Source organism: Novosphingobium pentaromativorans US6-1, assembly GCF_000767465.1.
Taxonomy (GTDB): Bacteria; Pseudomonadota; Alphaproteobacteria; order Sphingomonadales; family Sphingomonadaceae; genus Novosphingobium; species Novosphingobium pentaromativorans.
The window spans coordinates 853,749-877,700 of record NZ_CP009291.1 but is presented as its reverse complement, the minus strand read 5'-3'; the positions used below and the strand labels follow the sequence as shown (position 1 = coordinate 877,700).

Genomic DNA, 23,952 nt, shown 5'->3' with positions numbered 1-23,952 from the left:
GTATGCGGCGGAAAATAGCGGACTGGGCACAACCCGCCGTTGGCACCTGCGCATAATCCGGCGCTTCGCATAATTCCGACCAATGGCGATTGAACGCATGGCCCGTTCGGCGATGTTGTTGTCGATCTCGGCACCGCCCTCGTCGAGGAAGAGGGTGAGCGCCGTCCAGCGCTTGCGGCCATAGGCGAGCGCCTTGGCCATCGCCGACTTGGGCGACAGGCGGTGCAGGGCATCATGGATGGCTACGCGCAGGCTCTCGATCTGCGGCTTGCTTCGTTCCTGGCGACATCGCCGGCGGACGTCGGGCGGCCTACCGCGTATCTCTTCCTCGATCCGGTAAAGCCTGGCGATCCGTTCCAGCAGATCCGTGGTCAGCGGCGTCGGGCTGGTCTGGTGGTTCTCGAATATCTTGCGCCGGAAATGCGCCCAGCAGGCGACTTCCCTGATCCGACCGCCCGCATAGAGCTTGTCGTAACCGGCATAGGCGTCGGCCTGAAGAAGACCGGCAAAGTGCTTGAGCTCGGTCTGCGGATGGATGCCGCTGCGATCGGACGTGAACCGGTACCAGACCAGAGCCGGACCAGTGGCACCCGATGCGCGATCATCGATGACATAGGTCCACAGCCTTGCCTGCGCGGTCTTGCCCTTGCCCGGCACCAGCATCGGCACGGGCGTATCGTCGGTGTGTAGCTTGCCGGCCTTGAGGCCCTGTTCACGAATGCGGGCAACAATGGGATCGAGCAGCGCGGCTGCCTGTCCTGCCCAACCGGCCAGGGTCGAGCGGTCGATACTGACCCCTTGCGCCGCCATCATCTCGGCCTGGCGATAGAGCGGCAGGTGATGGTCGAACTTGTTCACGACCACATGGGCGAGCGTCGCGAAGCTGGCCTTGCCGCGCGCGACCGCTTTTACCGGGGCGGACGCCTGGACGATCTTCTCGCAGGACCGGCAGGAATACTTGGGCCGCACGGTGCGGATGACGCGCCACTTCACCGGCGCCACGTCGAGCATCTCGTCGCTGTCCTCGCCCAGCGGGCGCAGGGCGCCGCCGCAATCGGGGCAGGCGCAGCTTCCCGCTTCCGGTTCGATCCGGCGCTCGCTGCGGTGAAGATGACCGGGGAACTGACGGATCGGTGTCGCGCGCTGGTTGCCGGTTGCCGATGCCGTTGCGGCAACATCAGCAACAGCGGCTTCGCCTTCCAGTTCCTCAAGCGCCAGTTCGAGTTGCTCGATCTGGCGGCTGAGCTTCTCCGACGACTGGCCGAATGTCATCCGCTTAAGCTGGGCGAGCTGAAAACGCAGCGTCTCGATCAGCGTATCGCGGGCCGCCAGAGCCGCTTCCAGCTCGGCGATCCGGGCATCCTTGTCGATGGGGGAGGAGGCTTGATCCGACACCGTGATCCTTTAGCGAATCGGGTGGTCCAATGCCAGAAAAACCAACGGAATCCGTGAGCTTTTATCCCGCCAGAAGAGGCACAGTCGTCCGCTCGGGCCGACGCCAGTCGATGCCTTCCAGAAGCATCGAAAGCTGCGCCGAGGTGAGACTGACCTTGCCTGTCTTCGTCACCGGCCACACGAAACGCCCACGATCCATACGCTTCGAAAACAGGCACATGCCCTGACCATCGTACCACAGCAGCTTGACCAGATCACCGCGCTTGCCCCGAAAGGCGAACAGCGCCCCGCAATGCGGGTTCTCGTGCAGCACTTGCTGCGCCAATACTGCCAGACCGTTAAAGCCCTTACGCATGTCGGTCACACCGCAGGCAAGATAAATGCGTGTCGAAGGAGGCAACGGGATCATTGAGACAGCACGCTGATCACCCGCGCCAGCGCATCGGCATCGACTGCAGTGTCCACCGTCAGCTTCACGCCCGAAGGCAGTTCGATCCCGATCTCGCCACCCGCTCGGGCGGGAGATGAAACAGCCGGAAGCAAGGGCTCCGATATCTCAACCTCGGCAAAAGCCGGCAATGCCGTCCGCCTCGTTCCCGTCAACTCACCAGACATCGCCAGGCGCCGCCAGGTGTAGAGTTGCCCGCTGCCGACTTCATGCCGTTCACAGGCCGACCGAACCGAGCCATCCGGTCCGAAGGCGTCCCGCAAAATCGCCAGCTTCTGCTCCACCGTCCAGCGCCGACGGCCCGACACGCGCCCTACGATCTCGACGCGACCAGTCATACGAGTGCTCATATGACCAGTCGTATGACTGCTCGTTCCGTCATCGTCGATATCGTCCATCGGCACCGCTCCACAAGAGAGCGGTAATCAGCCTATCCCAACGCCATCATGCAAGGCGGCCTTCACACCACGCTTACTTTCGGCCTGGTGGAACTCCGACTTCCGATGCATGGATCACCGTCAGATCGAGCGACGGGTACCTCTTCTGCTTCCCGATCGGCGGGTAGACGTGGATCCGCTTATACTGGATATCGAGGGTCACGCGCTCGACCTTGTCGTCATCGACCCTTACTTCGATACTATGCGTACCCGCACTCGGAGCCTCACGCATTTCGCTCTTTACGGTGTGGTCGCCGCTGCCAGCCAGTCGATCGACAACGGTTCGGACGACGAAGTGGGTGCCAAGATCCCTGGCGAGGCAATAGAGTTCGTAAATGTCGCTTTCTCGGTCACCGACGTGAACACAGCGATCCGGCTGCCCCAGCAGGGTGATCGATTGACGGAGATTATCGAGCCAGCGAACACTCTCCTTTGCTTCGATAGGGACCCGCGTCGGGTTGATCTTCCGCTTGAGTTGGGCAGTGCCCTTGAACTTATCGCGGTTCCAGAATTTGACCGCGGCCAGGCCGAGAGGAAGTCCTTCCTCGGTCACGACTAGGCTCGAATGCATCAGTATTCCGCATACCGCATGATGTCGAAGCCGGCCATTCTTGTCGCGGCCGCTGTTGACGCTTTTGGTGAAGCCGATGTCGTGCGGGTTCCGGCGCTGATAGGTGAACTCCGTCGTATCCTGAAGCACGAGGATCGGGCCTTCGGATACAGCATACCGCCCCTTGGTCGCCTCAAGGTGGCCCGCCAGGATATCCGCTTCCTCGACCTTTGGGTTGGAAAAGAACCGATATGCGGCTTTGGTACTTGCCCAGTCCTGACAGGCCAGAGGGATTGTTCCTCCCATTCTATCGCTCAGGCGGCAAAGCAAATCGCCGAACCGGCGCCCGAGACGGGCATCTCTGAATGCGGTCTCGTCGACCTCGCTGCGCGACCAGTGGTCACCCAGAAGCAGCAGTTTTTCGCTTTCGGCCTGCATCGCGCACCTCACGAGCACATCACGGTGCTCGTGAATGAATCATAACTGATTCATCCGATTCAACAATTTTCTCTTGGAGACCCGTAAGTGATTCAAATACTTATGGGTAATCGCAAGCCGGCGGGACCCGCCTTGCCGGGCGGGTGAACGACCGGTCTTGAGTGTGCTCTTATTTGCGCACTCAGGAGCGGTTGATGGGTCAGATAACGGTGTTTTCGGGACCGGAGCGGCGCCGTCGGTGGAGCGAGGAAGAGCGGGTTCAGATTCTGACCGAGGCATTCTCGCCCGGAGCCTGCGTGGCTGAGGTGGCGCGGCGGTATGATGTTTCGTCGGCGTTGATCTACACATGGCGGAACAAGCTACGGCAGGTGGTCACCGAGCCCGGGTTTGCCGAGGCAGTTGTCGTGGTTGGAGGTGATGCGCCGCCGCCGATCACACCGCCGGTGATTATCATCGAGTTGGCGCGCGGCAGCCGGGTGAACATCTTCGCATCGGCGTCGGCGACCCTTGCTGCAGCGGCGTTGAAGGCGCTGCGGTGATCCCTCCGGGCGCACGGGTGTGGATCGCGATGGGTCACACCGATATATGCGCAAGGGGATGCAGGGGCTGGCGCTGATGGTTCAGCAGAGCCTCAAGCGCGATCCCCATGGCGGCGATCTGTTCGTCTTTCGCGGCCGAGGCGGTTCGCTGGTCAAGATCATCTGGCACGACGGTATCGGCTGTCACTCTACGCCAAGCGGCTCGAGAAGGGGCGGTTCATCTGGCCCTCGGCGATGGACGGCGTAGTGTCGTTGACCAGTGCCCAGCTGGCCTGCCTGCTCGACGGCATCGACTGGCGCAACCCGCAGTATTCGTGGCGCCCGGCGAGCGCGGGATAGGGCGCGGATTTTCTTCGCAGGAGCCGCATTTTCGCCTTGCGCCGGGCGCCAGATGTTGATTCATTCCGGTCATGGAAGCTGCCGTTTCGCACCTGCCGGACGACGTTGAAGCGCTGAAGGCGCTGGTGGTTTCCGTGACCCGGCGCGCCACCGAAGCCGAGGCGGAACTTGCGGGCGCACGTGCCAAGGCTTCCGCCGACCAGGCCCTGATTGCACACCTCAAGCTGCAGATCGCCAAGCTGGGCCGCGAGCGCTTCGGCCCCCACTCGGAGCGCAGTCGCCGTCTGCTCGACCAGCTCGAGTTGCAGCTCGAAGAGCTTGAGGCCAGCGCCAGTGAAGATGACCTTGCCGCCGAGATGGCCGCCGCTAGGACGACGAACGTCGCCCCGTTCGAACGTAAGCGCCCCGCCAGGAAGCCGTTCCCCGAACACCTGCCGCGCGAGCGCCTCGTCATTGGCCGAACGGCACGAGGTGCGGTCGCTCTTCAACCGAGCCTTGTGAAGCTTGATGAGGTTCTCCGCCTGGCCGCGGGCGCAATAGAGCGTGTCGTAGATATGTTCGGCACTACCGGCCTTGAGCGAGGTGACGACGAAGCGGATATCGAGCCCCATCGTACTGGCTTCGATGCGGGCGACGACACGCCTGCCATTGTCGCCCCAGCTCTTGGCGGCATAACGGGTCTCGGCATAGCGGCGCAGCACCGGCTCCCATTGACCAAAAATAGCGAGAAAGCGGCGGTTTCAAGTTCACGACATTCGAGGCAAACCGCAAAAAGTTCTACACAGTTCCTGCACAGGTCAAAAATAGCCTATTTTTATCAACTATATCAGAAACTTATAAGTCACCGATATAATGGTTGGTTGTACAGGCTGCGAAACCCGAGCGCGACCACGATCGCCGCGCCGACTAGCGCCGGATCGTCGATCTGCAACTCCGGGCAAAGGCGAGCGAGCGCGCGAAGTGCGCAGGTCGCAGGCGAGCCAAGCGCAAATTCCGCCAGCTTGTCGACTATGTCTCTTGGATCGGGGTCGCCGTGATGGTCGTCGGAATCCAATGCCTGCTTAATCGCTTCGATTGTCCGTGCCATCGCGCCATGTTCGTCATGCGCATCGTGCTCAATGGCACCGACGCGGCCCCAGTCCACACCCCGGTCCAGTTCGGCCTCGATTGTAAGGGGCAACAGGCGGTCGGATCGCTCGGCCAGTCGGGAAAGACACGCCGGATTGAGGCGTTCCCCCAGAACCTGACGAACCTGGACAAGCAGTTCAGCATAAGTGCCCGCTCGTCCATGGCGCTGTTCTAGCTGCAAGGGATCCACCCAAGCGGCAAGGGTCGGAGACGGACACAACATCGGCATCATTTCTTCGACGCCGATTGGGCGGCTTGTGCGCCCCACCAGGTCCAGTGACATGTTCATGCGCCGGCTCGCCTCATGCGAGAGAAGTGCCGCAATCGCATCCGGGACCATCGACCAGTCCGAGAAAACCAGCGTCTTGGTCGCAGGGACAGGCTCTCCGAACGAAGGACGGGAAGGCGGAATCCACAGCGCACGATCAAGGCCGTATTGGAAGGCCGTGTCGGCGAGCGCGCGCATTCGTCCGTTGCGAAGTGGTATCTCAGCGAAGTTTTCGACTTGAGCCTTGTCGATGAAGTACGGCGCGCCGCCTTCCGGATCTTCGAGACGCTTGATGAGCTGATCGATCTCGACGAGCTCGCCGCTATCGAGACTTAGAGCGCGGACCATCGGTTCGAGAAGCGATGCTCCGCCCTGACCGAGCCGGCGCAGCCATTGCCCTTCGCCAGCAGTCTCGCTCTCGAGGAAGCTACCTTCCCCCAAGCTCCCGAGTAGCAAGCTCAAATATCGGAAGAAATTCTCGACATTCGCAATGTGCGCCCGCAGTACGGCGGCGTCGCGCCCATCAGGCACCCCGACCAGCCGCGCGCCAAGGGTGAAGGCGACTTCCACGCCAGTCCGCTCGTCGCGAAGGCGGATTCCCAACCAGCGGGTGACCTCGCTTAGCGGCACCGAACCAAGCGTCATTCTAGGCTGTGCTTTCGCGAACAGCGCCGCGGCATCATACCCCCGTTCGTTCGCAACGGTGATTGCGCGCATGAAACAGCTTACGCCGTCCGGTAATTCCAGGGATGGGGCTTTGCCTGCGATCTCGACTTCGAGCGCGATGGTATCCGTCAATTGCGTGCAATGAAGGTCGAGCGCGATCGCTGCGATTTTGATGCGCAGTTTCGGTTGTCGAAGTCGTTCTTCATGCGCGATTTCCTGTTCTCCGACATTGCGGCGGTCCACGGTCTGAACAACCTGCCGGACGATCCTGATTTGGCGATCGCTGCAGGAACCAAGCTCTGCGAGGAGCTGCTCGAGCCTTTGCAGGAAAGGTTTGGCCGCATCGCCGTTCGCTCCGCCTTTCGCTCCTGCGAGGTCAACGGGCTGGGCAACGAGATGCAGGCTGGACTTGTAACGGTTTTGTGCCGGTCAGCTGAGAGCATATTGCTCATTCAAGGAGACCGAAGAGATGATCAAACACGGAGAAGAGTTTCAGCGTGAAGCGGTGCGCATTGCACTGACCAGCAGTTTGCCGCGCAAGCGCGTTGCGGCCGATTTGGGCATCGGACTGTCAACGCTGACACGCTGGGTGAGTTTACATCGCAGGGAGGATTTACCCACCAGCCCCGATACCGATCTGGCACGCGAGAACGAGCAGCTTCGCCGGGAGAACCGTATCCTCAAGGAGGAGAGGGATATTCTAAAAAAGGCCACGCAGTTCTTTGCGAGCCAAAAACCGTGAGGTTCGCGTTCGTGGAGAGCTGGCGCCATGTCTGGCCGGTGGAGGTGATCTGCCGGGTTCTGCGTGTCAGCACCCGTGGCTACCGATCCTGGCGGTCTCGCCCGATCAGCCGGCGAGCGCGCATGGACATGAAGGTGTTGGCGCATATCCGGGAGCAGTACAGCCTGAGCCTTGGCAGTTACGGTCGTCCCCGTATGACGATGGAACTGAAGGAGGCAGGCCTCGATGTCGGCGAGCGTCGGGTTGGTCGACTGATGCGGATCAACTCGATCAAGCCGGTTCGTACCCGCAAACACAAGGTCACGACCGACAGCCAACATCGTCTGGGTGTCGCAGCGAACTGGCTCGATGGTGATTTTGATCTGCCCCCTTCTGAGTGGTCCAAAATTGATGATATTTTGGACGACGAAGGAGATATAGAATGCCGAGCAAGAAGCATCGCCCGGAAGAGATTATCGGCAAGCTACGTGAGGCGGAGGTTGTGCTTGCGCAGGGCGCCACGACCGCCGAGGCGTGTCGTCGGATCGCGATCAGCGAGCAGACCTATTATCGGTGGCGCAAGGAATATGGCGGCCTGAAGACCGATCAGGCGCGTCGGATGAAGGATCTGGAGAAGGAGAATGTGCGGCTTCGTCGTGCGATCTCGGACCTGACGCTGGACAAGCTGATCCTGCAGGAGGCTGCCCGGGGAAACTTCTGAGCCCCGCACGCCGCAGGCGCTGTATCGACCACATCAGAATGATGATGCCGGTGTCCGAGCGGCGGCTGTGCCGTGTGCTCGGGCAGCACCGATCGACGCAGCGCAAGGCGCCACGCGGGGCGGATGACGAAGCGGCCCTCACAGAGGATATCATCGCGCTGGCCCGGCAATATGGTCGTTATGGCTATCGCCGGGTGACGGCGTTGCTACGCAATGCGGGGTGGCATGTGAACCGCAAGCGGGTTGAGCGTATCTGGCGCCGCGAAGGGCTGAAGGTGCCACAAAGGCAGCCGAAGCGCGGGCGTCTGTGGCTGAACGACGGATCGTGCATCCGGCTGCGGCCAGAATATCCCGGCCATGTCTGGTCCTACGACTTCGTCGAGGGCCGGACGCACGATGGTCGCAAATACCGGATCCTGTCGATCATCGACGAGGCGAGCCGGGAGTGCCTGGCGTTGCCGGTGGCGCGTAAGCTCAAGAGCGACGACGTGCTCGCGGCACTGGCCGAGCTGTTCGTCACGCGTGGGCCGCCGGCGCATATCCGGTCGGACAACGTCCTAGGTCGGGAAGCAGCACTGGAAAATGACCAGCGGGTCTCGTTGCGCCGAGGGTGGTCGGCGCTGGTTGCGTTTTGATCCAGATGGCTTCCATCGTCAAGGAATGCGCTCTCGGCCATAGCAAACACAGGATCCAGCGTCCGCGCGGGGCGTGGTCCTCACCGTCCTGTAGCGCGACATTCTGGATGAGAAGTTGCGACAATCAAGGTGAGAAGCGATGATCGCGACGAGGGGCTGTTTGTCGTGTTTGATTGTCGCTGGCAAGCCCTATGTTGCGGGTTGATTGTCGCTGAGCGACATGGCTGTGTTTTTCGGCGTGGCGGATTTTGCCGGTCGGCCTGGGCCATGCTGTTTGCGATCGATGGCGGTGCGCCTGCGATAGCTCTCGACGTTCATTTCGAAGATGGTCGCATGATGGACGAGACGATCCACTGCGGCGAGCGTCATGGCTGGATCGGGGAAGACCTTGTTCCAGTCGCCGAAGGGCTGGTTGGCGGTGATAAGCAGCGAGCGCCGTTCGTATATGGCGCTGATCAGCTCGAACAGGACTGAGGTTTCGGCCTGATCCTTGGCGACATAGGCAAGATCGTCGAGGATGAGCAGATCGAACCTGTCGAGCCGGTTGATCGCATTTTCGAGGGCCAGTTCGCGGCGTGCGACCTGGAGCTTTTGGACGAGATCGGAGGTCCGGGCGAACAGCACCCGCCAGCCATTTTCGATGAGCGCCAGACCGATCGCCGAGGAGAGATGCGATTTGCCCCCGCCGGGTGGTCCGAACAGGATCAGATTGGCGCCGTTGCCGAGCCAGCCATCGCCTGCACAGATGGCCATAACCTGCGCCTTGGAGATCATCGGCACGGCATCGAAGTCGAACGTGTCGAGCGTCTTTCCGGGGAGCAACTTGGCTTCGGCGAGATGCCGCTCCCTGCGGCGTCGGTCGCGATCGGCGATCTCGTGTTCGGCGATAGTGGCAAGGAAGCGAGCTGCCGGCCAGCCTTCCTTGTCCGCCCGTTCCGCGAAGCTCGGCCACATCTGCTTGATCGTCGGAAGACGCAGCTCGTTGAGCATGAGGGTGAGCTTGGTGGTGTCGATTGCCTGGATCATGCTATTTCCTCCACGCGCTGGTCGAGCAGCGTTTCGTAGAGGGCGAGCGGAACCGCATCGATTCGTACTTCGGGCAACGAGGCCGGATCTGGTGCGAACCGGGCACGCAGCGTCGCCATCTCGGGCATACCGTTGGGCGAAGCGAGCAGGTCCGCGAGCACGCCAGCCAGTTCGGCCTCGCAGGCCCGTTCATGTGCCAGGCTGAGCAGTTCGACCATGGTCCGGCAGGCCATGCGATCGGCAAGCCGCTCGCGCAGCCGCTCGAACATCCGGGCATAAGCCTCACGCGGGAACAGCTGGTCGCGGTAGACCAGCCCCAGGAGCGCCATGGGTTTTCGCCGGAGCGCATGGATCACATGGCGGTAGTCGACGACATGACCATGCTTGCCGCTCGCTTCGGCGCGACCACGCGGCAGGGTGAACAGCGCGGTTCCGCCCAGGAAGAGATCTAGCCGGTCGTCGTAGAGACGCACCCGCAGCCGATGGCCGATCAGGCGCGAGGGAACGGTGTAGAAGACCTTGCGCAGCGTAAAACCGCCTGAGGACGTCACCGCGACCAGCATCTCCTCGTAATCGGTCGTCCTGGTTGCAGGCAGCGGCTGCAGCACGGCCCGCTCGGCATCGATGCGCCTGGCGTTCCTTGCATTTTTGCGCGCGACAATCTCGTCGATGAAGCGCCGGTAGGCGGTAAGATCGGCGAAGTCATTCGATCCGCGCAGCAGCAATGCATCGCGAACAGCGGCCTTCAGGTGAGCATGCGGGCTTTCGATCGCGCCGTTTTCGTGCGCCACGCCGCGATTGTTGCGGGTCGGCTGCATCCGGTAATGCGCACACAGCGCATCATAGCGGCGGGTGAGATCTTCCCTTGCATCGCGGGTGAAGTTGCGGAACGCGGCCGACAGGCTGTCGCTGCGATGCTCCCGCGGCGCACCGCCCAGCGTCCACAGCGCATTCTGCAATCCCTCGGCCAGCGCCACATGGCTTTCGCCGCCCAGGATCACATGAGCATGCTCGAAGCCCGAGCATGCGAGCCTGAAGTGATAGAGCAGGTGATCGAGCCTCTCACCGGCGATGGTGACGCCGAGGTCGCCCATGGCGGTAAAATCGGACAGGCCAAGCCGACCGGGTTCGTGTACCTGGCGGAAGATCACGTCGCGCTCGGGACCGCGCAGTGCTCGCCAGGCCCTGATACGCCGCTCCATCGTCCGCCGCACCCCATCGGGCAGTTCGGGATGCCGCCGCTGCATTTCTTCGAACACCGCAACGGCACGGATTCCAGGAGCCGCCTCCAGCAGCGGTACGATCTCGCTGTCGAAGATCTCCGCGAGCGGATCGGGACGCCGCCTTCCGCGCGCCGCCTTCTTCTGCGACGGCAAACGGGTGTCGCTCTCGATCCTGTATGCTGTTGCCGGGCTGAACGCGCAGGCAGCCGCCGCTGTCACCGGCGGCAGGGTTCGTCTCAATGTCATGTAAAGCCTCATCTGATGATCGTTGACGTGTCTGCCCGGCACAAGACGGCTCTCCCGAAAGGAAAAAGCCGTTCGATACCAGACACATCGCGATCACCCATAGCTTCCCCGCCAAGGCGAAAGACCATTTGCGTCCGGAGACCGAAATGCCTTCGGGCTACGCCCTCCGGCCTCCCGGTCCCCGGACGCGTTCTCATCCTGATTGTCGCGCCATTCTCATCTTGTTTGTCGCGCAGCACCGTCCTTAAAATGAGATGCGGATGCCAGATGGAAGGCCCGAACATTATCTACAGGGTCGCTATTGCGCCCTCACGGCACAGCAGAGAGGGGTCCTTCCATCTGGTGTCCGCCCGTTCGAGGAACGGGCGGTACTCGGTTCCCGTCTTGATGACGGCGTGAGCGACGCGCGCCATCTTGGCGCTCAGAGCGGTCATCGCCTTGCGGCGGCGATCAGGGTCGTTGGGATGTCCTTCCATGTAGCGACCGAGCTTGTCGCGAAAGCTGTTGTCGCGCTGGCGCGCTGCAACCTGTGCAGCCATCCAGAACGTCCGGCGCAGCCGGGCGTTACCATACTTCGAGAGCTTGGTCCGTCCACGGAAGGTGCCAGACTGACAGGTTGCAAGATCGAGCCCGCAGAACTTGAGGAACTGGCGATGGTGGGCAAACCTGCGAAGGTCGCCGGCCTCCGCGAGGATAGTCAGCGCGTTGATCGGCCCGATTCCAGGAATCATACGCAAGAGCTGATAATCGCGGTTGTCGCTGAGCAGGGCATGAGCGGTTCGCTCAATCTCGTCGCGTTGCCGGATCAGGCTTCGCGCTTGCGCGATGACCATGCGGAACATGGTGATCGCAACAGAATCCTCATCGACTGGCAGTGCGATGGATGCGCAGGCTGTCTCATAAATATCGTTGAGCAACCGTGCTTTGGAGACTTTGCGGCCAACAAGTGACCAGGCTTCGTGCGTGAAGGCCTCCTGGCCGAGCACTGTCATGCTACCGGGCGTCGGGAAGCGTTCAAGCAAGGCGAGGAACCAATCAGACCGGCTGTTGCCGGCGAAGCGCTCGATCTCAGGGAAGTACAGCGGCAGATAGTGGGTCAGGATCCGGTGCCATGTCTGGGTCTTGGCCTTGGAGATCGCCTCGTGGGTCTTCGACATCTCCTGAATATCGTTGATACCGGCGGCAAGCGGATCGACGTAGCGCTGGGTGGCGCCGATCCGAAGCATATGCAAGATCACCTGGGCATCTTTGGAATCGTTCTTGTCCCAGCCATTGTGCAGCGCCTCGCGGGTCCGCGCCAGAGCGACGGACGAAATAAGACGCAACTCGAAACCAGCACTCAGGAGGCGATGCGCCAATGTCCGATGATAGTTGCCGGTCGCCTCGAAGCCGACGGTAATAGGCCTGCCTATGTCAGCCAGGTCGGATGCCAAGCGGTCGTAATCGGCCTTCGTCGCCATCACTGTCTTACGCCGTCGCCGTCCGCCCTCCGGGCGTTCGATGAGAACCTCCTGACGGTGCTTTGACATATCGATAGCTACCAGCACGGCGTCAGCGAGAGTAGGATTACGCTTGGTCATGGTCGGTCAGTCTCCAAAGTGTTGAGTCGACAACTTCACTTTAGAGACCCGCTGGCCGGTCATGGCCGCCGTGATGAAGCCTGCGGGCGCTACGCGCCCTTGTCTCCATCACGGCGAACGCTGCCTTTGAGGGGCAGCTTCCCAATGTGCTACGGCCCGGAGTTTATCGCGACGGCGGTGCAGCAATGGCTCGCCCAGATCGGCGTGAAGACGCTGTATATCACGCCCGGATCGCCATGGGAGAATGGCTATTGTGAAAGCTTCAACGGATCCCTGCGCGATGAGCTGCTCAACGGCGAGATCTTCTACTCGCTCGCGGAGGCCCGGATCCTGATCGAGGCTTGGCGGCGGCATTACAACACCGTCCGGCCGCACAGCTCGCTGGGATATCGACCACCGGCGCCGGAGGCCGTTCCATCGCCAGTGTCGCCCGCCGGTTCCGCTTCGCTCCACCTGCGGCCAACACTGGCGATGGACGCGTCAATGCACTAACAATCCCAGCGGACCACTCGGTGGGGGCCGGTCAAGTCACGGACGGGTGCGCGGTTGCTGCAGCGCCTGCCCGGTGGCTATGCGTTGACTCCCCTTGGAGAGACTGTGCTGGGCAACGCCGAACGCGTGGAAGCAGAGGTCCTGGCCGCCGAACGCACCATCACCGGCAAGGACGTGGCGCTCGAAGGCCTAGTCAGGCTGACCACGGTCGACACGCTTGCAGCGCGGATCGTCACCCCGGCGCTCGTTGCCCTGCAAGCCAAGCATCCGGGCATCGTTGTCGAACTGGTTCCCGACACGCGTTCGCTCAGCCTGTCCAAGCGGGAGGCCGATATCGCGCTGCGCATGTCTCGCTTCGAGGGGAACGAGGTGGTAGCCCGACGCGTCGGCGCGCTCGCCATGGGACTGTACTCAGCCCCGGATATGGCCCGGCCCATTGAGGAGGGGCAAGCCCGCCTCGTAACGGTGCTCGACGATCAGGCGCATTTGCCGGAGGCCAAATGGCTGCGGGATGCCTTCCCCGATGCGCTTATCGGTTTTCGCTCCAACAGCCGCGAAGTGCAGGTTCACGCGACTCTTGCAGGGGCCGGGGTTGCGGCGCTCGCCCGCTATCGTGCCGATGGGGAGCCCGGGCTAATTCGCCTGTACCCGACAGACCTGACCTTGTTCGAGACATCTGGATAGGTGTGCATGTGGACATGCGCCACATGCCGAGAGTGCGGGCAGTGACCGATACAGTTGTCGAAGCACTGCGGAAAAACGCCGCGATTCTCAATCCGGGTCACTGAACCCTAGGTGTTGATAGAGCAAGACAGGCTCGAGCACACGCTGGAGCCAGCTTTTCGTCGCAATACCTTGATCAACCGTCGCCGGATCCGCTGCTACCTAGAGAGCTACCTAGCGATCTGCGAGCGGAAATCCGGTTGGCCCAAGGGCCATTTAATACGTTGAAATATATGGAGAAATTGGTGGACGCACTTGGGCTCGAACCAAGGACCCGCTGATTAAGAGTCAGCTGCTCTACCAACTGAGCTATGCGTCCACGCTACCTGCCTTGAGGGCCTTGCGGCCCCGCCGATTCGGCGGCGGAGCGGCCCGTATAACGTCTGTTTCGCGGATGAGAAGAGGAAACTTTCAACAATTTCAGGAGAAAGATCCCGGCTTCTGATTCCAGCGGTTTACCGCCATTATCGAGCCGATGCAGATCATGTTCGTCAGCATCGACGTGCCGCCATGGCTCATGAAGGGTAGCGGAATGCCAACGACCGGGGCGAGCCCCATGACCATCATCAGGTTGATCGCGACGTAGAAGAATACGGTGGCCGTCATGCCTGCCGCCAGCAGGCTGGCGAACCGGTCGGGCGACCTGCGCGCGACCGACAGGCTCCAGAACAGCACGATGCCGAAGACGGCGATCACGAAGAAGCCGCCGATCATGCCCCATTCCTCGGCCATGGTGGCGAAGACGAAGTCGGTATGGGGCTCGGGCAGGTACTGCAGGTGGCTTTGCGAACCGTTGCCGAAGCCCTTGCCGAAGATGCCGCCCGATCCGATGGCGATCTTGGACTGGGTGATGTGATAGCCCGTCCCCAGCGGATCTTCCTCGGGATTGAGGAAGGTCAGCACGCGGTTGCGCTGGTAGCCGTGCAGCAGCGTGAAGAACGCGATGGGAATGGTGATCATGACCGCCACGCCGGCGCTCACGAACCACCACAAGGGCAGGCCGGCCAGGAACATGATGATCGCGCCGCCAAAGCAGATTGCCAGTGCGGTGCCCAGGTCGGGCTGCAGGATCACCAGAAAGGCCGGAATGCCGATCAACACCCCCGCAGGCACGAGGCCGCGCCAGCTTCCGATCATCGAGGCGGGAAGCGACTCGTAGAACTTGGCGAGGACCAGCACGATCGCGGGCTTCATCAGTTCGGAGGGTTGCAGCGTCATGAAACCCAGATTCAGCCAGCGCTGGCTACCGCCGCCCATGGCCCCGATTGTCTCCACCAGCACCAGCAGCACGATGATGCCGCCGTAAATCGGATAGGCCGCCTGCCGGAACAGGTTGCGGCTGAAGCGCGAGATCACGATCGCCATGACCAGGAACACGAGAAACCGGATCACGTGGCTCAGGGCATAGGGCTGCAGGTGTCCGCCGGCCGCGGAGTAAAGCACCGCCCCGCCCAGACAGACGAGAGCGAAGAGCGGGATGAGCATCTGCCAGGGCTGGCGCGCGACCGCGTCGGGGACGACGGAACGGTTCATTGCGTCCCCCCGTTCGTATTCGTGCGGCTGTCGGAATTCGCTCGCGGGCCGGGATTTTCGGCGGCGCCGGCCTCGGCGCTGCCGGTTGCCACCGGTTCGGGGCGCGGCGACTGCGCCTCGCGCACTATGGGCTGGCTCTCATTCTGGTCTTCTTCCGATTCGCGGACTTTGCGGCTTTCCTCATCGGCCGACACCTTGGGCGCGGTCACGCCGTACTGGGCGACGTAGGACTGGTAGCGCGCATCGAGCCGCTCCTTGGCAGTGCCGCCCCATTCCTTCTCGAATGCGTGCAGCTTTTCGAGCGCGAGATCGGGATCCCACAAGTAGGTCATGACATCGCGCGCGACAGGATAGGCCGCGCCCGAACCGCCGCCGTGCTCTATCACGACCGCGCAGGCATAGCGCGGGTTGTCGAAGGGCGCGAAGCAGATGAAGTGGCCATGGTCGCGGTACTTCCAAGGGCCGCTCTTGCCGCTGCTGACGTTGAGGCCGACCACTTGCGCGGTGCCGGTCTTGCCTGCGAGCTTGACGTCATCGATGGGCAGGGCGGCGCGGTGCGCGGTGCCCGGTCCATTGACGACGTCCGACATGGCCTGGTGCACGAAGTCGATGTGCTCCTGGGGAATGCCGAGAGAGGGAACGCGTTCGTTCTCGTGGCCGTAGAGCAGGCGCGGCATAAGGACCTTGCCGCTGGCTATGCGCGAGGCCATGACCGCCTGCTGCAAGGGGTTCACGAGGAAGTATCCCTGACCGATCGTGGCATTGACCGTGTCGAAGGTCTGCCATTCCTTGCCGTACTTCTTCAGCTTCCAGCTCGGGTCCGGGACGGTGCCGTAGGACTGCCCCACTACCGGCAGGTCGAACTCCTGGCCCAGACCCAGCCTGCGCGCCATCGCTGCAATCGGATCCATCCCGATACGCTGGGCGAAGTGATAGAAATAGACGTCGCAGCTCTGGTAGATGCCCTTGGCCATGTTGACCTGGCCGTGGCCGCGCCGGTTCCAGCAGTGGAACACGCGATTGCCCACCCTCAGGCCGCCGCTGCAGAAGACGCTTTCCTCAGGATCGAGCCCGGCTTCCATGAAGGAGAGCGCCACCATCGGCTTTACCGTCGAACCGGGTGGATAAAGACCGCGCAGGACCTTGTTGCGCAGCGGAACATGATCGTCGTCCGCCAGCATCTTCCATTCCAGGCGGCCGATTCCGTCCGAGAAGCTGTTCGGGTCGAAGCTGGGCATCGAGGCCATCGCGAGAACGTCGCCCGAGTGGCAGTCCATTACTACCACGGCGCCCGATTCCACGCCGATGCGCCGCGCCGCGTAGTCCTGCAATCCGCTGTCGATGGTTAGCTTGATCGTCTTGCCGGGCACGTCCTCGCGCGTGTCGAGATCGCGTACAATCCGGCCCGAGGCCGTCACCTCGACGCGGCGGGCACCGGGCTTGCCGCGCAATTCGTGCTCGAAGATCTTTTCCAGCCCGTCCTTGCCGACCTTGTAGCCCGGCGTGATCAGGATGGGATCGTGGTCCTTCTCGTACTCCTCGGCCGAGGCCGCGCCGACATAGCCGACGAGGTGGCCTACCGACGGTCCGGTCGGATAGTCGCGCGAGTAGCCGCGCTGGGTGACGACGCCGGGCAGGTCGGGCAGCCTGACGCTGACCGCGGCAAAGCGCTCCCAGTCGAGGTTGGAGGCGACTTCGACCGGCGCGAAGCCGCGCGCCTTGTCGAGCTTGTCCTCGAGGTCCTGCATGTCGACGGGTGACAGCTCGAGGAGCTTGCCCAGCTGTGCGATGGTGCGTGCGCTGTCCTGCATGCGCTCGGGAATGACGTCGACGCGAAAGTCGGCGCGGTTCGAGGCAAGCGGGGTCCCACGGCGATCGAGGATCCAGCCGCGCCGCGGCGGGATCAGCGACAGGTTTACGCGATTGCTCTCAGCTTCGAGCTTGTACTTCTCGTTCTGCGCTACCGCGAGATAGCTCATGCGCGCGGCCAGCAATACGCCGATGCCGCCCTGCACAGTGCCGAGAACCACGGTGCGGCGGTCGAAGCTGTTGCGCAAGGTGGCCATGCTGACATGGCGCTTGAAGTTGAACTTGAATTTGAACTTCATTTGAGGACCATCAACGGCGTAAGCCGGATCCGGTCGATCTTCGCAACGATAAGTCCGACGAGCGGGTATGAGAGCACTGAAATCACGATCTGCGGCACAATAACATGAATCGGGGCAGCGGCGCCGGCGATGTTCACGAGGGCGAGGCTGAGTACGATATAGGCGACGATCAGCCCGATCGCTACCAGCCACTCGGTCACAAAATTGCGCCAGGGCAGCCGGGTTTCGATCACTTCGAGGACGATGGCCGAAAGCGACCAGAGCAGTACGGCCGAGCCGAAGGGCTGGCCCGAGAACAGGTCGTCGAACAGGCCGAGCGGCAGGCCGGCCCAGATCGGGAGCAGGCCGGGTCGCAGCTGCTGCCAGGAAATGAAGAACAGGAAGCCGAGCGGTGGCAGGACCGGCGCCGAGGCGATCATCGCCCAGCCCGGCACCACCGATGCCAGCATGATCGAGATCCAGGGCAGGGTCAGCGCCACCAGGGGCGAGGGAGCGCGATTGATTCGCGGACCGGTCGCAGCGCTGCGTCGCGGTCCCATCATTCGGCGAACGTCTCGCTGTTTTCCCGGGCCGGGGGCGGAGGCTTGGGCGTCCAGACCTTCTCGACCATGACGTAGTCCGTGTCCGACGGATTGCTGAGCACGCGCGCGACCGCGCCGTCACGCACGATCTCTGTCAGGATCGCCATCGGCGTGCCCGGGCGATAGAGGCCGCCAGAGCCCGATGTGACCATGACATCGCCCTTTTTGAGCGGGTTGATGCCAAGGTTGATCAGGCGGATGCGCAAGGTGCCGTCGCCGTTGCCCTGCGCAAAGGCGGGAACGCCGTCGGTAGAGCGGCGGACCGGCACGAGGCTCTCGGTATCGGTGATGAGCAGGACCCGCGAGGTCGAAGCGCCGACTTCGAGGATGCGCCCGACGAGGCCCAGCTTCGAGCGGATCGGCATGCCCTTGGTCAGGCCCTTGTCGCGTCCGGCATCGAGCGTGGCATAGCGCCGCGTGCTGCCGCTGGTCGAACTGGTCAGGCGCGCGGTGGCGACCGCGCCTTCGTCCGATCGCGTCAGGTCCAGCAGCTGCTTGAGGCGCCTGTTCTCGGCGCGGATGGCATCGGCCTCGACAAGGCGCACCTTGGCCTCGGCCAGCTCGCGTTCGAGACGAGCATGCTCACTGCCGAACTTGAAGAAGCCGGCAATATCGCTGAAGACGGTCTTCGATACCGTGCGTCCCGCAGCCGTTGCCTTCGCCGCCGGTTCGGTGACGTCTGCAGCCGCACCGCGCAGGCCCGAGAAAGCGCCGGGATTGGCGATGGAGATGACGACGAGTCCCAATCCCACCACGGCGCCGATCGCACCTGCGATGTAGCTGAGGAACGTCGAGTATTGCGCTCTGCGGGAAAAGCCGGAGCGCCGGTTTGCTGGCGGCGCCATGCGCCTTGCACTCCTTCATCGAACGGCCCCGCATCGTGCGCCGGGGCCGCCCGCTTGCGACAGATCAGGCGGACATCAGTACGCCGCGGTAGATCGGGTCTTCCATCGCGCGGCCGGTGCCGAGTGCGACGCAGGACAGCGGATCCTCGGCGACGCTGACAGGCAGGCCGGTTTCCTCGCGAAGGTAGTCGTCGAGTCCCTGGATCAGCGCGCCGCCGCCGGTCAGGACGATGCCCTGATCGACGATGTCGGCTGCCAGTTCGGGGGCGGTATTCTCAAGCGCGATGCGCACGCCCTCGATGATCGCACCGATCGGTTCGGCCAGCGCTTCGGCCACGTTGGCCTGGCTGATCGTGATTTCCTTGGGCACGCCGTTGACGAGGTCGCGGCCCTTGATGTGGATGGTTTCGCCGATGCCGTCTTCGGGCGTGATGGCGATGCCGTAATCCTTCTTGATGCGCTCTGCCGTGGCGTCGCCGATCAGCAGGTTATGGTGACGGCGCACATAGGAGACGATCGATTCGTCCATCTTGTCGCCGCCGACGCGCACCGAAGTGGTGTAGGCGAGGCCGCGCAGCGAAAGGACGGCGACTTCGGTGGTGCCGCCGCCAATGTCGACGACCATCGAGCCGACCGGCTCGGTCACCGGCATGTCGGCGCCGATGGCTGCGGCCATCGGTTCGAGAATCAGGTAGACCTGGCTGGCGCCGGCATTCGAGGCCGCGTCGCGAATCGCGCGGCGTTCGACCGAGGTCGAGCCCGAGGGAACGCAGATCACGATTTCCGGATAGCGGAACAGGTTCTTCTTGCCATGCACCTTGCGGATGAAGTGCTTGATCATCTCTTCCGCGATTTCGATGTCGGCGATGACGCCGTCGCGCAAGGGACGGATGGCCTCGATGTTGTCGGGAGTCTTGCCCATCATCATCTTGGCGTCATCGCCCACGGCCTTGACCTTCTTGACGCCGTTGAGCGTCTCGATGGCCACGACCGACGGTTCGTTCAGCACGATTCCACGGTCCTGTACGTAGACGAGCGTATTGGCGGTCCCGAGGTCGATCGCCATATTCTGGGAGCCGAGTTTGAAGAATCGCGAGAAGGGCGAGGCCATCAGTTATCCGTCGTTTTTCCAGTCATTTGTCGATCACTGCTGGGATCGGATGACAGGCTTGTTGGCATGGAAGGTGGTCCCTTAACCCATCGATTCGGGAAACGCCAAAATTTTGTGTCGAATTGTAGTGGGATTCTTTGGGCGTCCGTCTCGAATTGACGGCGTTTCACCGCTAGAAATGGCCCATGCCCACAATTCGCCGCCTGCCCGAACATCTCGTCAACCGGATTGCGGCGGGTGAAGTTGTCGAACGACCGGCCTCTGCGCTCAAGGAACTCGTTGAAAATGCTATAGATGCCGGGGCCAGTCAGGTGACCGTGCGGATCGCGTCGGGCGGGCTCGACATGATCGAAGTCACCGATGACGGCTGCGGGATGCGGCCCGACGAAATCGCCCTGGCGCTCGAACGCCACGCGACCTCGAAATTGCCGGACGAGCATATCGAGCAGGTTTCGACTCTGGGATTTCGCGGCGAGGCGCTTCCCTCGATCGGATCGGTTGCCCGGCTGACGATAGAGAGTCGCCCGCGCGACGCCGCCGAGGGCTGGAAGCGAATCGTCGATCACGGCGAAGTCGCCGCCGACGGCCCGGCCGCGCTGCCGCCCGGTACCCGGATCAGGGTGGAAAACCTCTTCGGCAAGGTTCCCGCGCGCCGCAAGTTCCTGCGCACCCCGCGTTCGGAATATGCCGCCTGTCAGGACGTCGTGCGCCGCCTGGCGATGGCCCGGCCAGATGTCGGCTTCGTGATGGAGCATGACGGCAGGCGCGTGGTCGCGGTGCAGCCTCGCGAGGAACTGGCTTCGCGCGTCGCCCGCCTGGTCGCCCGTGAACTGGCCGATGACGGCGTGGTGATCGAGGCCGAGCGCGGAACCGCCAGGCTTACCGGGGTCGCCGGGCTGCCCACCTTCAATCGCGGCGTTGCCGATCACCAGTACCTTTTCGTCAATGGCAGGCCGGTGAAGGACCGCCTGCTGGTCGGCGCGGTACGCGGCGCCTATTCGGACATGCTGGCGCGCGACCGTCACGCGGTACTCGCCCTGTTCCTCGAGATTCCGCCCGAGGAGGTCGACGTCAACGTCCATCCCGCCAAGACCGAAGTGCGTTTTCGTGATCCCGCCTTCGTGCGCGGTTTCCTCGTGGGGGCCCTGCGCCATGCGCTTGAGGGGGCGGGACAAAAGAGCGCGCAGCCGCCATCGGCATCGGCAATGGGCAACTGGCAGGTCGAGCCGGCCGCACCCGTAGTTCCGGAGCCGGCTCCCGCTCTCGGCTCGCTCTTTGCCCGGCAATATTCCGCGCCGCGCACCGGCTTTTCCGGATCGCGCCTGTCCGAGGCGGGCACGGCCTGGAAATCCTACGAGGCCGAGGTCATGGCACCGCCTGCCGCCCGCGCCGAGCAGGCCGGCGATGAGCCCGACGAGGCGCTGCACTATCCGCTCGGCGTGGCACGCGGACAAGTTTCCGGGACCTACATCGTGGCCGAGGCGCAAGACGGGCTGGTCATCGTCGACCAGCACGCCGCGCATGAACGACTGGTGCTGGAGCGGCTCAAGGCGGCAGGGGCGGAGGATGCCATGGTGCGCAGCCAGGCGCTGTTGCTTCCCGAAGTCGTCGAACTGGAAGAAGTCGCCTGCGATGCGCTGGAGGACAGGATCGACGACATGGCCCGCTTCGGCCTTGTGCTGGAGCGATTCGGCCCGGCGGCCATGCTGGTGCGCGCAGTCCCCTCGGTGCTTGGCAAGACCGACGTCCAGGGCCTGCTGCGCGATCTGGCCGACGACCTTGCAAAGAACGGCGATGCGCTGCTGCTGGGCGAAAAGCTCGATCTCGTGCTGGCGACGATGGCCTGCCACGGTTCGGTCCGCGCGGGCCGTTCGCTGACGGTCGCGGAAATGAACGCCCTGCTGCGCGAGATGGAACGCACGCCGCGCTCGGGCCAATGCAACCATGGACGCCCTACGTGGGTTAAGCTTGCTCATCAGGATATCGAGAAGCTGTTCGGACGAAAATGATGCGCAAGACATTGGCTGTTCTGGTTTTCCTCTCGCTCCTCGCCGGTTGCGAGGAGAAGGATCCACAAGAGGAAGCCGCGCAGGACGCCAAGGACATCGCCATGGTCGAGCGCATGAGCCGCGAGCCGTTCAAGCCCATCGTTCCCGATGCGATTACCTCGGTCGATATCGATCGCTATGGCCTCGATCGACCGGGCTGTTTCTTCCGCAAGACTGAGAAAGTCGGGAGCGCAGGCAGCGCTGGCGACAGGCCGGATCCGATCTTCTTCGGTGACAGCGTCGACGGTTTCCTGCGCATCAAGGGCGATCTCAAGCGCTTTGCGGCCAAGACGCAGAGTGCGGAACTGCCCGGCGGTGCGCGCGCGACGTACATCGGGTTGTCGAGCTGGCTGGACATCGTCCGGCTGCCCGACTCGGGAACCGGAGCGGACGGGAATGTCTGGCCGGCCCGCCTGATCCTGCACGATTCGCAGGAACGGGTGGCCTTCATGGCAGACGGCACGGTCGACTGCAGCGCCTGACCGCGCGGTTTTCCCGGCGCCGCGGCGGGGATCAGATCCCCGAAGACACGGCTTTTGCGAACATCCAAAGGCCCATCCCGATCATGAACAGGTTCTCTGTGAGCGAAACGAAGCCGAGCGGGACATTGCCCGAACCGCCGACGCACGCGCACTTGAGTTCGCGCTTCTGGACATAGACCGCGTAATAGACCGAGGCTGCGCCAACCGAGCCGATGAACAGGGCGATGGGAATGGAAATCCACGGCAGCACGTGCGCCGTCATCAGTGCGCCTGCCACCCATTCGAGCACGGGGTAGGCATAGGCATAGGGGATCCAGCGCCGCGCCAGCAGGTCATAGCCCAGGAACATCGTCGAGAATTGCTCGACATCCTGCAGCTTGAGCATGGCCAGCAGCATCATCGAGATCGAAACGAACCATTCCATCGGCAGGACTGCCAGGACCGTTCCGAGCGAGGCCCAGCTCGCAGCAAGTGCCAGCACGGCGGCCGTGGCAAAGATCGCGATGACCGGCTTGTAGCTCTTTTCGTCGGGATCGCGGACCTTTTCCCCGAAGAACTTGCGCAGCTCCTGGTAGCCGCCGATGCGTTGCCCGGCGATAAAAGTCTGCGGCGTCGTCTCGACCTCATGCCGGGCCTTGAACGCATCGGTTTGCTCGCGCGTCTCGAGCCATCGGTCGTCGATCCGGTAGCCATGTCTTTCGAGCAGATGCTTGGACTTCAGCCCGAAGGGGCAGATGTGCTTCTCCATCACCATGCGATAGAGAACGGCGGACTTGTTGGGATCGATCATGGCTGTGCAGTTTCGTCTGGAATTTCAGGTGAACCTGGCTTTTGCGGCCTCGAAACGGCGTCCCGGGTCGGGGATGATGCGGTACCGCGCGACGATCATGCTGAACACGCCGAAAAGGATCAGGCCGGCGGCCACCGCAAGGTAAAGCGGCGCAATGTCGCGCAGGTCGGTTATGGCATCGCCGAGCGATAGCGCCTCGCGGCTGCTTTCCAGCCAGCCCGAGCGGATCAGCGACCAGCCCATGACAAGGAAGACGAGACCTCGGGTGAAATAGCCGGCACGGCCCAGCCAGCAGGTGTAGCCCGGCGCGCGGGCCGATACCCGTTTCATGAAGCCGAGGGTAATAGCTTCCTTGATCTGGAACAGTGCCGCCGCGACCAGGCCAACGCCGACCACTCCAAGGGCCACGCTGCCAAGGTCGTAAGTGAGGGCGGTCGCGGCCATGTCCTGTGTGCGGCTGTCCGCGTGGGCCTTGCTTCCCATCGCGAAGCGGAGCGCGGTCCACGACAGGCCGAGGTAGATCGCGAAGCTGCACATGTGGCCGATGCGCACGGCAATGCCCTTCGCATCGCTACCATGGCGTTCGGTGTCGAGTACCGCGGTCGAAAGCCGGAAAAGGGCATAGCCGATAAGGCCGAGGGCGGAGATGAACAGGACGGCAGTGCCGCCGGGGATCTCGTGGATATATTCCATCGCCCCGGCCTGGCCCTGCTTTACGGCCGAAGAGCCCGCCGAGGATATGGCGAGATAGCCGAGCAGGGCATAGACCAGCCCCCGCGCAAAGTAGCCCAGCCTTGCCAGCCAGACGAGTTTTTCAGATTTGTCGACCATTCCCGGTGCGCTCCTGTCGCCCTCGCAACAGCAACGCACCGTATGGAC

At 62.9% G+C, this 23,952-nt stretch carries 18 protein-coding genes, 1 tRNA gene and 8 pseudogenes; 10 read left to right on the top strand and 17 right to left on the bottom strand.

Annotation, left to right across the window (positions count from 1 at the left end; genetic code table 11):
• Nucleotides 1-75: 75 nt before the first annotated feature.
• From tnpC to JI59_RS03970, 4 genes and pseudogenes are all read right to left on the bottom strand, one after another.
• A pseudogene (gene tnpC, locus JI59_RS03985) lies at nucleotides 76-1,395 on the bottom strand (IS66 family transposase); the annotation flags it as partial.
• 61 nt (nucleotides 1,396-1,456) lie between these two features.
• Nucleotides 1,457-1,804: an IS66 family insertion sequence element accessory protein TnpB gene (tnpB, locus tag JI59_RS03980; RefSeq protein WP_007015837.1), complete on the bottom strand. Its 348-nt coding sequence runs from the start codon at nucleotides 1,802-1,804 to the stop codon at nucleotides 1,457-1,459.
• Nucleotides 1,801-2,241, bottom strand: a complete 441-nt coding sequence (gene tnpA / locus JI59_RS03975; protein ID WP_223308190.1) for an IS66-like element accessory protein TnpA — start codon at nucleotides 2,239-2,241, stop codon at nucleotides 1,801-1,803. Before tnpA (JI59_RS03975) ends, tnpB (JI59_RS03980) begins: the two co-directional genes overlap by 4 nt.
• A 73-nt stretch (nucleotides 2,242-2,314) precedes the next feature.
• Nucleotides 2,315-3,268 (bottom strand): IS4/Tn5 family transposase DNA-binding protein, encoded by a 954-nt coding sequence (locus JI59_RS03970; protein WP_038576919.1) that lies wholly within the window; start codon nucleotides 3,266-3,268, stop codon nucleotides 2,315-2,317.
• Nucleotides 3,269-3,462: 194 nt separating this feature from the next.
• Here JI59_RS03970 and tnpA (JI59_RS03965) point away from each other — a divergent pair, with 194 nt between their 5' ends.
• The 3 genes and pseudogenes from tnpA (JI59_RS03965) to JI59_RS26010 all read left to right on the top strand — a co-directional run.
• Nucleotides 3,463-3,807, top strand: coding sequence for an IS66-like element accessory protein TnpA (tnpA, locus tag JI59_RS03965; RefSeq protein ID WP_007015330.1), 345 nt, complete (start codon nucleotides 3,463-3,465; stop codon nucleotides 3,805-3,807).
• A gap of 46 nt (nucleotides 3,808-3,853) precedes the next feature.
• Nucleotides 3,854-4,146 (top strand): annotated as a pseudogene (tnpB, locus tag JI59_RS28105) (IS66 family insertion sequence element accessory protein TnpB).
• A gap of 71 nt (nucleotides 4,147-4,217) precedes the next feature.
• A pseudogene (locus JI59_RS26010) lies at nucleotides 4,218-4,601 on the top strand (transposase domain-containing protein); the annotation flags it as partial.
• Here JI59_RS26010 and JI59_RS26005 read toward each other — a convergent pair.
• Both JI59_RS26005 and JI59_RS27550 read right to left on the bottom strand, forming a co-directional pair.
• Nucleotides 4,599-4,850 (bottom strand): annotated as a pseudogene (locus JI59_RS26005) (transposase); the annotation flags it as partial. The pseudogenes JI59_RS26010 and JI59_RS26005 overlap by 3 nt on opposite strands.
• A gap of 137 nt (nucleotides 4,851-4,987) precedes the next feature.
• Entirely contained in the window at nucleotides 4,988-6,340 is a 1,353-nt protein-coding gene (locus tag JI59_RS27550; RefSeq protein ID WP_038575483.1) for a hypothetical protein, read from the bottom strand.
• A gap of 9 nt (nucleotides 6,341-6,349) precedes the next feature.
• On the opposite strand from JI59_RS27550, the gene JI59_RS03950 reads away from it, so the two are divergent.
• The 3 genes and pseudogenes from JI59_RS03950 to JI59_RS25985 all read left to right on the top strand — a co-directional run.
• Nucleotides 6,350-6,709, top strand: a complete 360-nt coding sequence (locus JI59_RS03950) for a hypothetical protein (protein WP_007015325.1) — start codon at nucleotides 6,350-6,352, stop codon at nucleotides 6,707-6,709.
• A pseudogene (locus tag JI59_RS27545) lies at nucleotides 6,678-7,333 on the top strand (IS3 family transposase); the annotation flags it as partial. The gene JI59_RS03950 and the pseudogene JI59_RS27545, both read left to right, overlap by 32 nt.
• A gap of 38 nt (nucleotides 7,334-7,371) precedes the next feature.
• A pseudogene (locus tag JI59_RS25985) lies at nucleotides 7,372-8,204 on the top strand (IS3 family transposase); the annotation flags it as partial.
• 270 nt (nucleotides 8,205-8,474) lie between these two features.
• Here the strand turns inward: JI59_RS25985 and istB are convergent.
• The 3 genes and pseudogenes from istB to JI59_RS03920 all read right to left on the bottom strand — a co-directional run bounded on the left by istB (nucleotide 8,475) and on the right by JI59_RS03920 (nucleotide 12,360).
• Nucleotides 8,475-9,311 carry an IS21-like element helper ATPase IstB gene (gene istB, locus JI59_RS03930; protein WP_007015321.1) on the bottom strand — a complete coding sequence of 279 codons (837 nt, stop codon included), beginning with the start codon at nucleotides 9,309-9,311 and terminating at the stop codon, nucleotides 8,475-8,477.
• Nucleotides 9,308-10,822, bottom strand: coding sequence for an IS21 family transposase (istA, locus tag JI59_RS03925; protein ID WP_081474075.1), 1,515 nt, complete (start codon nucleotides 10,820-10,822; stop codon nucleotides 9,308-9,310). Before istA ends, istB begins: the two co-directional genes overlap by 4 nt.
• 256 nt (nucleotides 10,823-11,078) lie before the next feature.
• A pseudogene (locus JI59_RS03920) lies at nucleotides 11,079-12,360 on the bottom strand (IS110 family RNA-guided transposase).
• A gap of 153 nt (nucleotides 12,361-12,513) precedes the next feature.
• On the opposite strand from JI59_RS03920, the pseudogene JI59_RS03915 reads away from it, so the two are divergent.
• Together JI59_RS03915 and JI59_RS03910 are read left to right on the top strand one after the other, a co-directional pair.
• A pseudogene (locus tag JI59_RS03915) lies at nucleotides 12,514-12,852 on the top strand (integrase core domain-containing protein); the annotation flags it as partial.
• Between the two features lie 105 nt (nucleotides 12,853-12,957).
• Nucleotides 12,958-13,536, top strand: coding sequence for a LysR substrate-binding domain-containing protein (locus JI59_RS03910; protein WP_160289720.1), 579 nt, complete (start codon nucleotides 12,958-12,960; stop codon nucleotides 13,534-13,536).
• A 282-nt stretch (nucleotides 13,537-13,818) separates the two neighbouring features.
• On the opposite strand, the gene JI59_RS03905 is transcribed toward JI59_RS03910, so the two are convergent.
• From JI59_RS03905 to JI59_RS03880, 6 genes are all read right to left on the bottom strand, one after another.
• Nucleotides 13,819-13,894, bottom strand: a tRNA-Lys gene (locus JI59_RS03905).
• Between the two features lie 101 nt (nucleotides 13,895-13,995).
• Nucleotides 13,996-15,108 (bottom strand): rod shape-determining protein RodA, encoded by a 1,113-nt coding sequence (gene rodA, locus JI59_RS03900; RefSeq protein ID WP_007015316.1) that lies wholly within the window; start codon nucleotides 15,106-15,108, stop codon nucleotides 13,996-13,998.
• Nucleotides 15,105-17,216: a penicillin-binding protein 2 gene (mrdA, locus tag JI59_RS03895; protein WP_007015315.1), complete on the bottom strand. Its 2,112-nt coding sequence runs from the start codon at nucleotides 17,214-17,216 to the stop codon at nucleotides 15,105-15,107. The genes rodA and mrdA overlap by 4 nt, the downstream gene beginning before the upstream one ends.
• Complete coding sequence (locus JI59_RS03890) at nucleotides 17,213-17,758, bottom strand: rod shape-determining protein MreD (protein ID WP_337999257.1); 546 nt, start codon at nucleotides 17,756-17,758, stop codon at nucleotides 17,213-17,215. The genes mrdA and JI59_RS03890 overlap by 4 nt, the downstream gene beginning before the upstream one ends.
• The gene (locus tag JI59_RS03885; RefSeq protein ID WP_007015313.1) at nucleotides 17,755-18,642 is read right to left on the bottom strand and encodes a rod shape-determining protein MreC; all 888 of its coding nucleotides are present in this window, start codon (nucleotides 18,640-18,642) and stop codon (nucleotides 17,755-17,757) included. Before JI59_RS03885 ends, JI59_RS03890 begins: the two co-directional genes overlap by 4 nt.
• Before the next feature lie 64 nt (nucleotides 18,643-18,706).
• Nucleotides 18,707-19,753: a rod shape-determining protein gene (locus JI59_RS03880; RefSeq protein ID WP_007015312.1), complete on the bottom strand. Its 1,047-nt coding sequence runs from the start codon at nucleotides 19,751-19,753 to the stop codon at nucleotides 18,707-18,709.
• A gap of 185 nt (nucleotides 19,754-19,938) precedes the next feature.
• Between JI59_RS03880 and mutL the strand changes: the two genes are divergently transcribed.
• On the top strand, nucleotides 19,939-21,762 hold the full coding sequence (gene mutL, locus JI59_RS03875) for a DNA mismatch repair endonuclease MutL (RefSeq protein ID WP_007015310.1): 1,824 nt from the start codon (nucleotides 19,939-19,941) through the stop codon (nucleotides 21,760-21,762).
• A complete protein-coding gene (locus JI59_RS03870; RefSeq protein WP_007015309.1) occupies nucleotides 21,759-22,283 on the top strand; it encodes a hypothetical protein in 525 nt (174 codons plus the stop codon). The genes mutL and JI59_RS03870 overlap by 4 nt, the downstream gene beginning before the upstream one ends.
• A 31-nt stretch (nucleotides 22,284-22,314) precedes the next feature.
• Here JI59_RS03870 and JI59_RS03865 read toward each other — a convergent pair whose 3' ends face one another.
• Nucleotides 22,315-23,073 carry a MauE/DoxX family redox-associated membrane protein gene (locus JI59_RS03865; protein WP_007015308.1) on the bottom strand — a complete coding sequence of 253 codons (759 nt, stop codon included), beginning with the start codon at nucleotides 23,071-23,073 and terminating at the stop codon, nucleotides 22,315-22,317.
• A gap of 24 nt (nucleotides 23,074-23,097) precedes the next feature.
• Nucleotides 23,098-23,904, bottom strand: a complete 807-nt coding sequence (locus tag JI59_RS03860; RefSeq protein WP_007015307.1) for a DUF1206 domain-containing protein — start codon at nucleotides 23,902-23,904, stop codon at nucleotides 23,098-23,100.
• Between the last annotated feature and the right edge of the window lie 48 nt (nucleotides 23,905-23,952).

Excerpts from the sequence above, each read along its gene's own strand:
- tnpB (WP_007015837.1), bottom strand. The coding sequence starts at position 1,804 with ATGATCCCGTTGCCTCCTTCGACACGCATTTATCTTGCCTGCGGTGTG.
- tnpA (WP_223308190.1), bottom strand. The coding sequence starts at position 2,241 with ATGGACGATATCGACGATGACGGAACGAGCAGTCATACGACTGGTCAT.
- JI59_RS03970 (WP_038576919.1), bottom strand. The coding sequence starts at position 3,268 with ATGCAGGCCGAAAGCGAAAAACTGCTGCTTCTGGGTGACCACTGGTCG.
- tnpA (WP_007015330.1), top strand. The coding sequence starts at position 3,463 with ATGGGTCAGATAACGGTGTTTTCGGGACCGGAGCGGCGCCGTCGGTGG.
- JI59_RS03950 (WP_007015325.1), top strand. The coding sequence starts at position 6,350 with ATGAAGGTCGAGCGCGATCGCTGCGATTTTGATGCGCAGTTTCGGTTG.
- istB (WP_007015321.1), bottom strand. The coding sequence starts at position 9,311 with ATGATCCAGGCAATCGACACCACCAAGCTCACCCTCATGCTCAACGAG.
- rodA (WP_007015316.1), bottom strand. The coding sequence starts at position 15,108 with ATGAACCGTTCCGTCGTCCCCGACGCGGTCGCGCGCCAGCCCTGGCAG.
- mrdA (WP_007015315.1), bottom strand. The coding sequence starts at position 17,216 with ATGAAGTTCAAATTCAAGTTCAACTTCAAGCGCCATGTCAGCATGGCC.
- JI59_RS03890 (WP_337999257.1), bottom strand. The coding sequence starts at position 17,758 with ATGATGGGACCGCGACGCAGCGCTGCGACCGGTCCGCGAATCAATCGC.
- JI59_RS03885 (WP_007015313.1), bottom strand. The coding sequence starts at position 18,642 with ATGGCGCCGCCAGCAAACCGGCGCTCCGGCTTTTCCCGCAGAGCGCAA.
- JI59_RS03880 (WP_007015312.1), bottom strand. The coding sequence starts at position 19,753 with ATGGCCTCGCCCTTCTCGCGATTCTTCAAACTCGGCTCCCAGAATATG.
- mutL (WP_007015310.1), top strand. The coding sequence starts at position 19,939 with ATGCCCACAATTCGCCGCCTGCCCGAACATCTCGTCAACCGGATTGCG.
- JI59_RS03870 (WP_007015309.1), top strand. The coding sequence starts at position 21,759 with ATGATGCGCAAGACATTGGCTGTTCTGGTTTTCCTCTCGCTCCTCGCC.
- JI59_RS03865 (WP_007015308.1), bottom strand. The coding sequence starts at position 23,073 with ATGATCGATCCCAACAAGTCCGCCGTTCTCTATCGCATGGTGATGGAG.
- JI59_RS03860 (WP_007015307.1), bottom strand. The coding sequence starts at position 23,904 with ATGGTCGACAAATCTGAAAAACTCGTCTGGCTGGCAAGGCTGGGCTAC.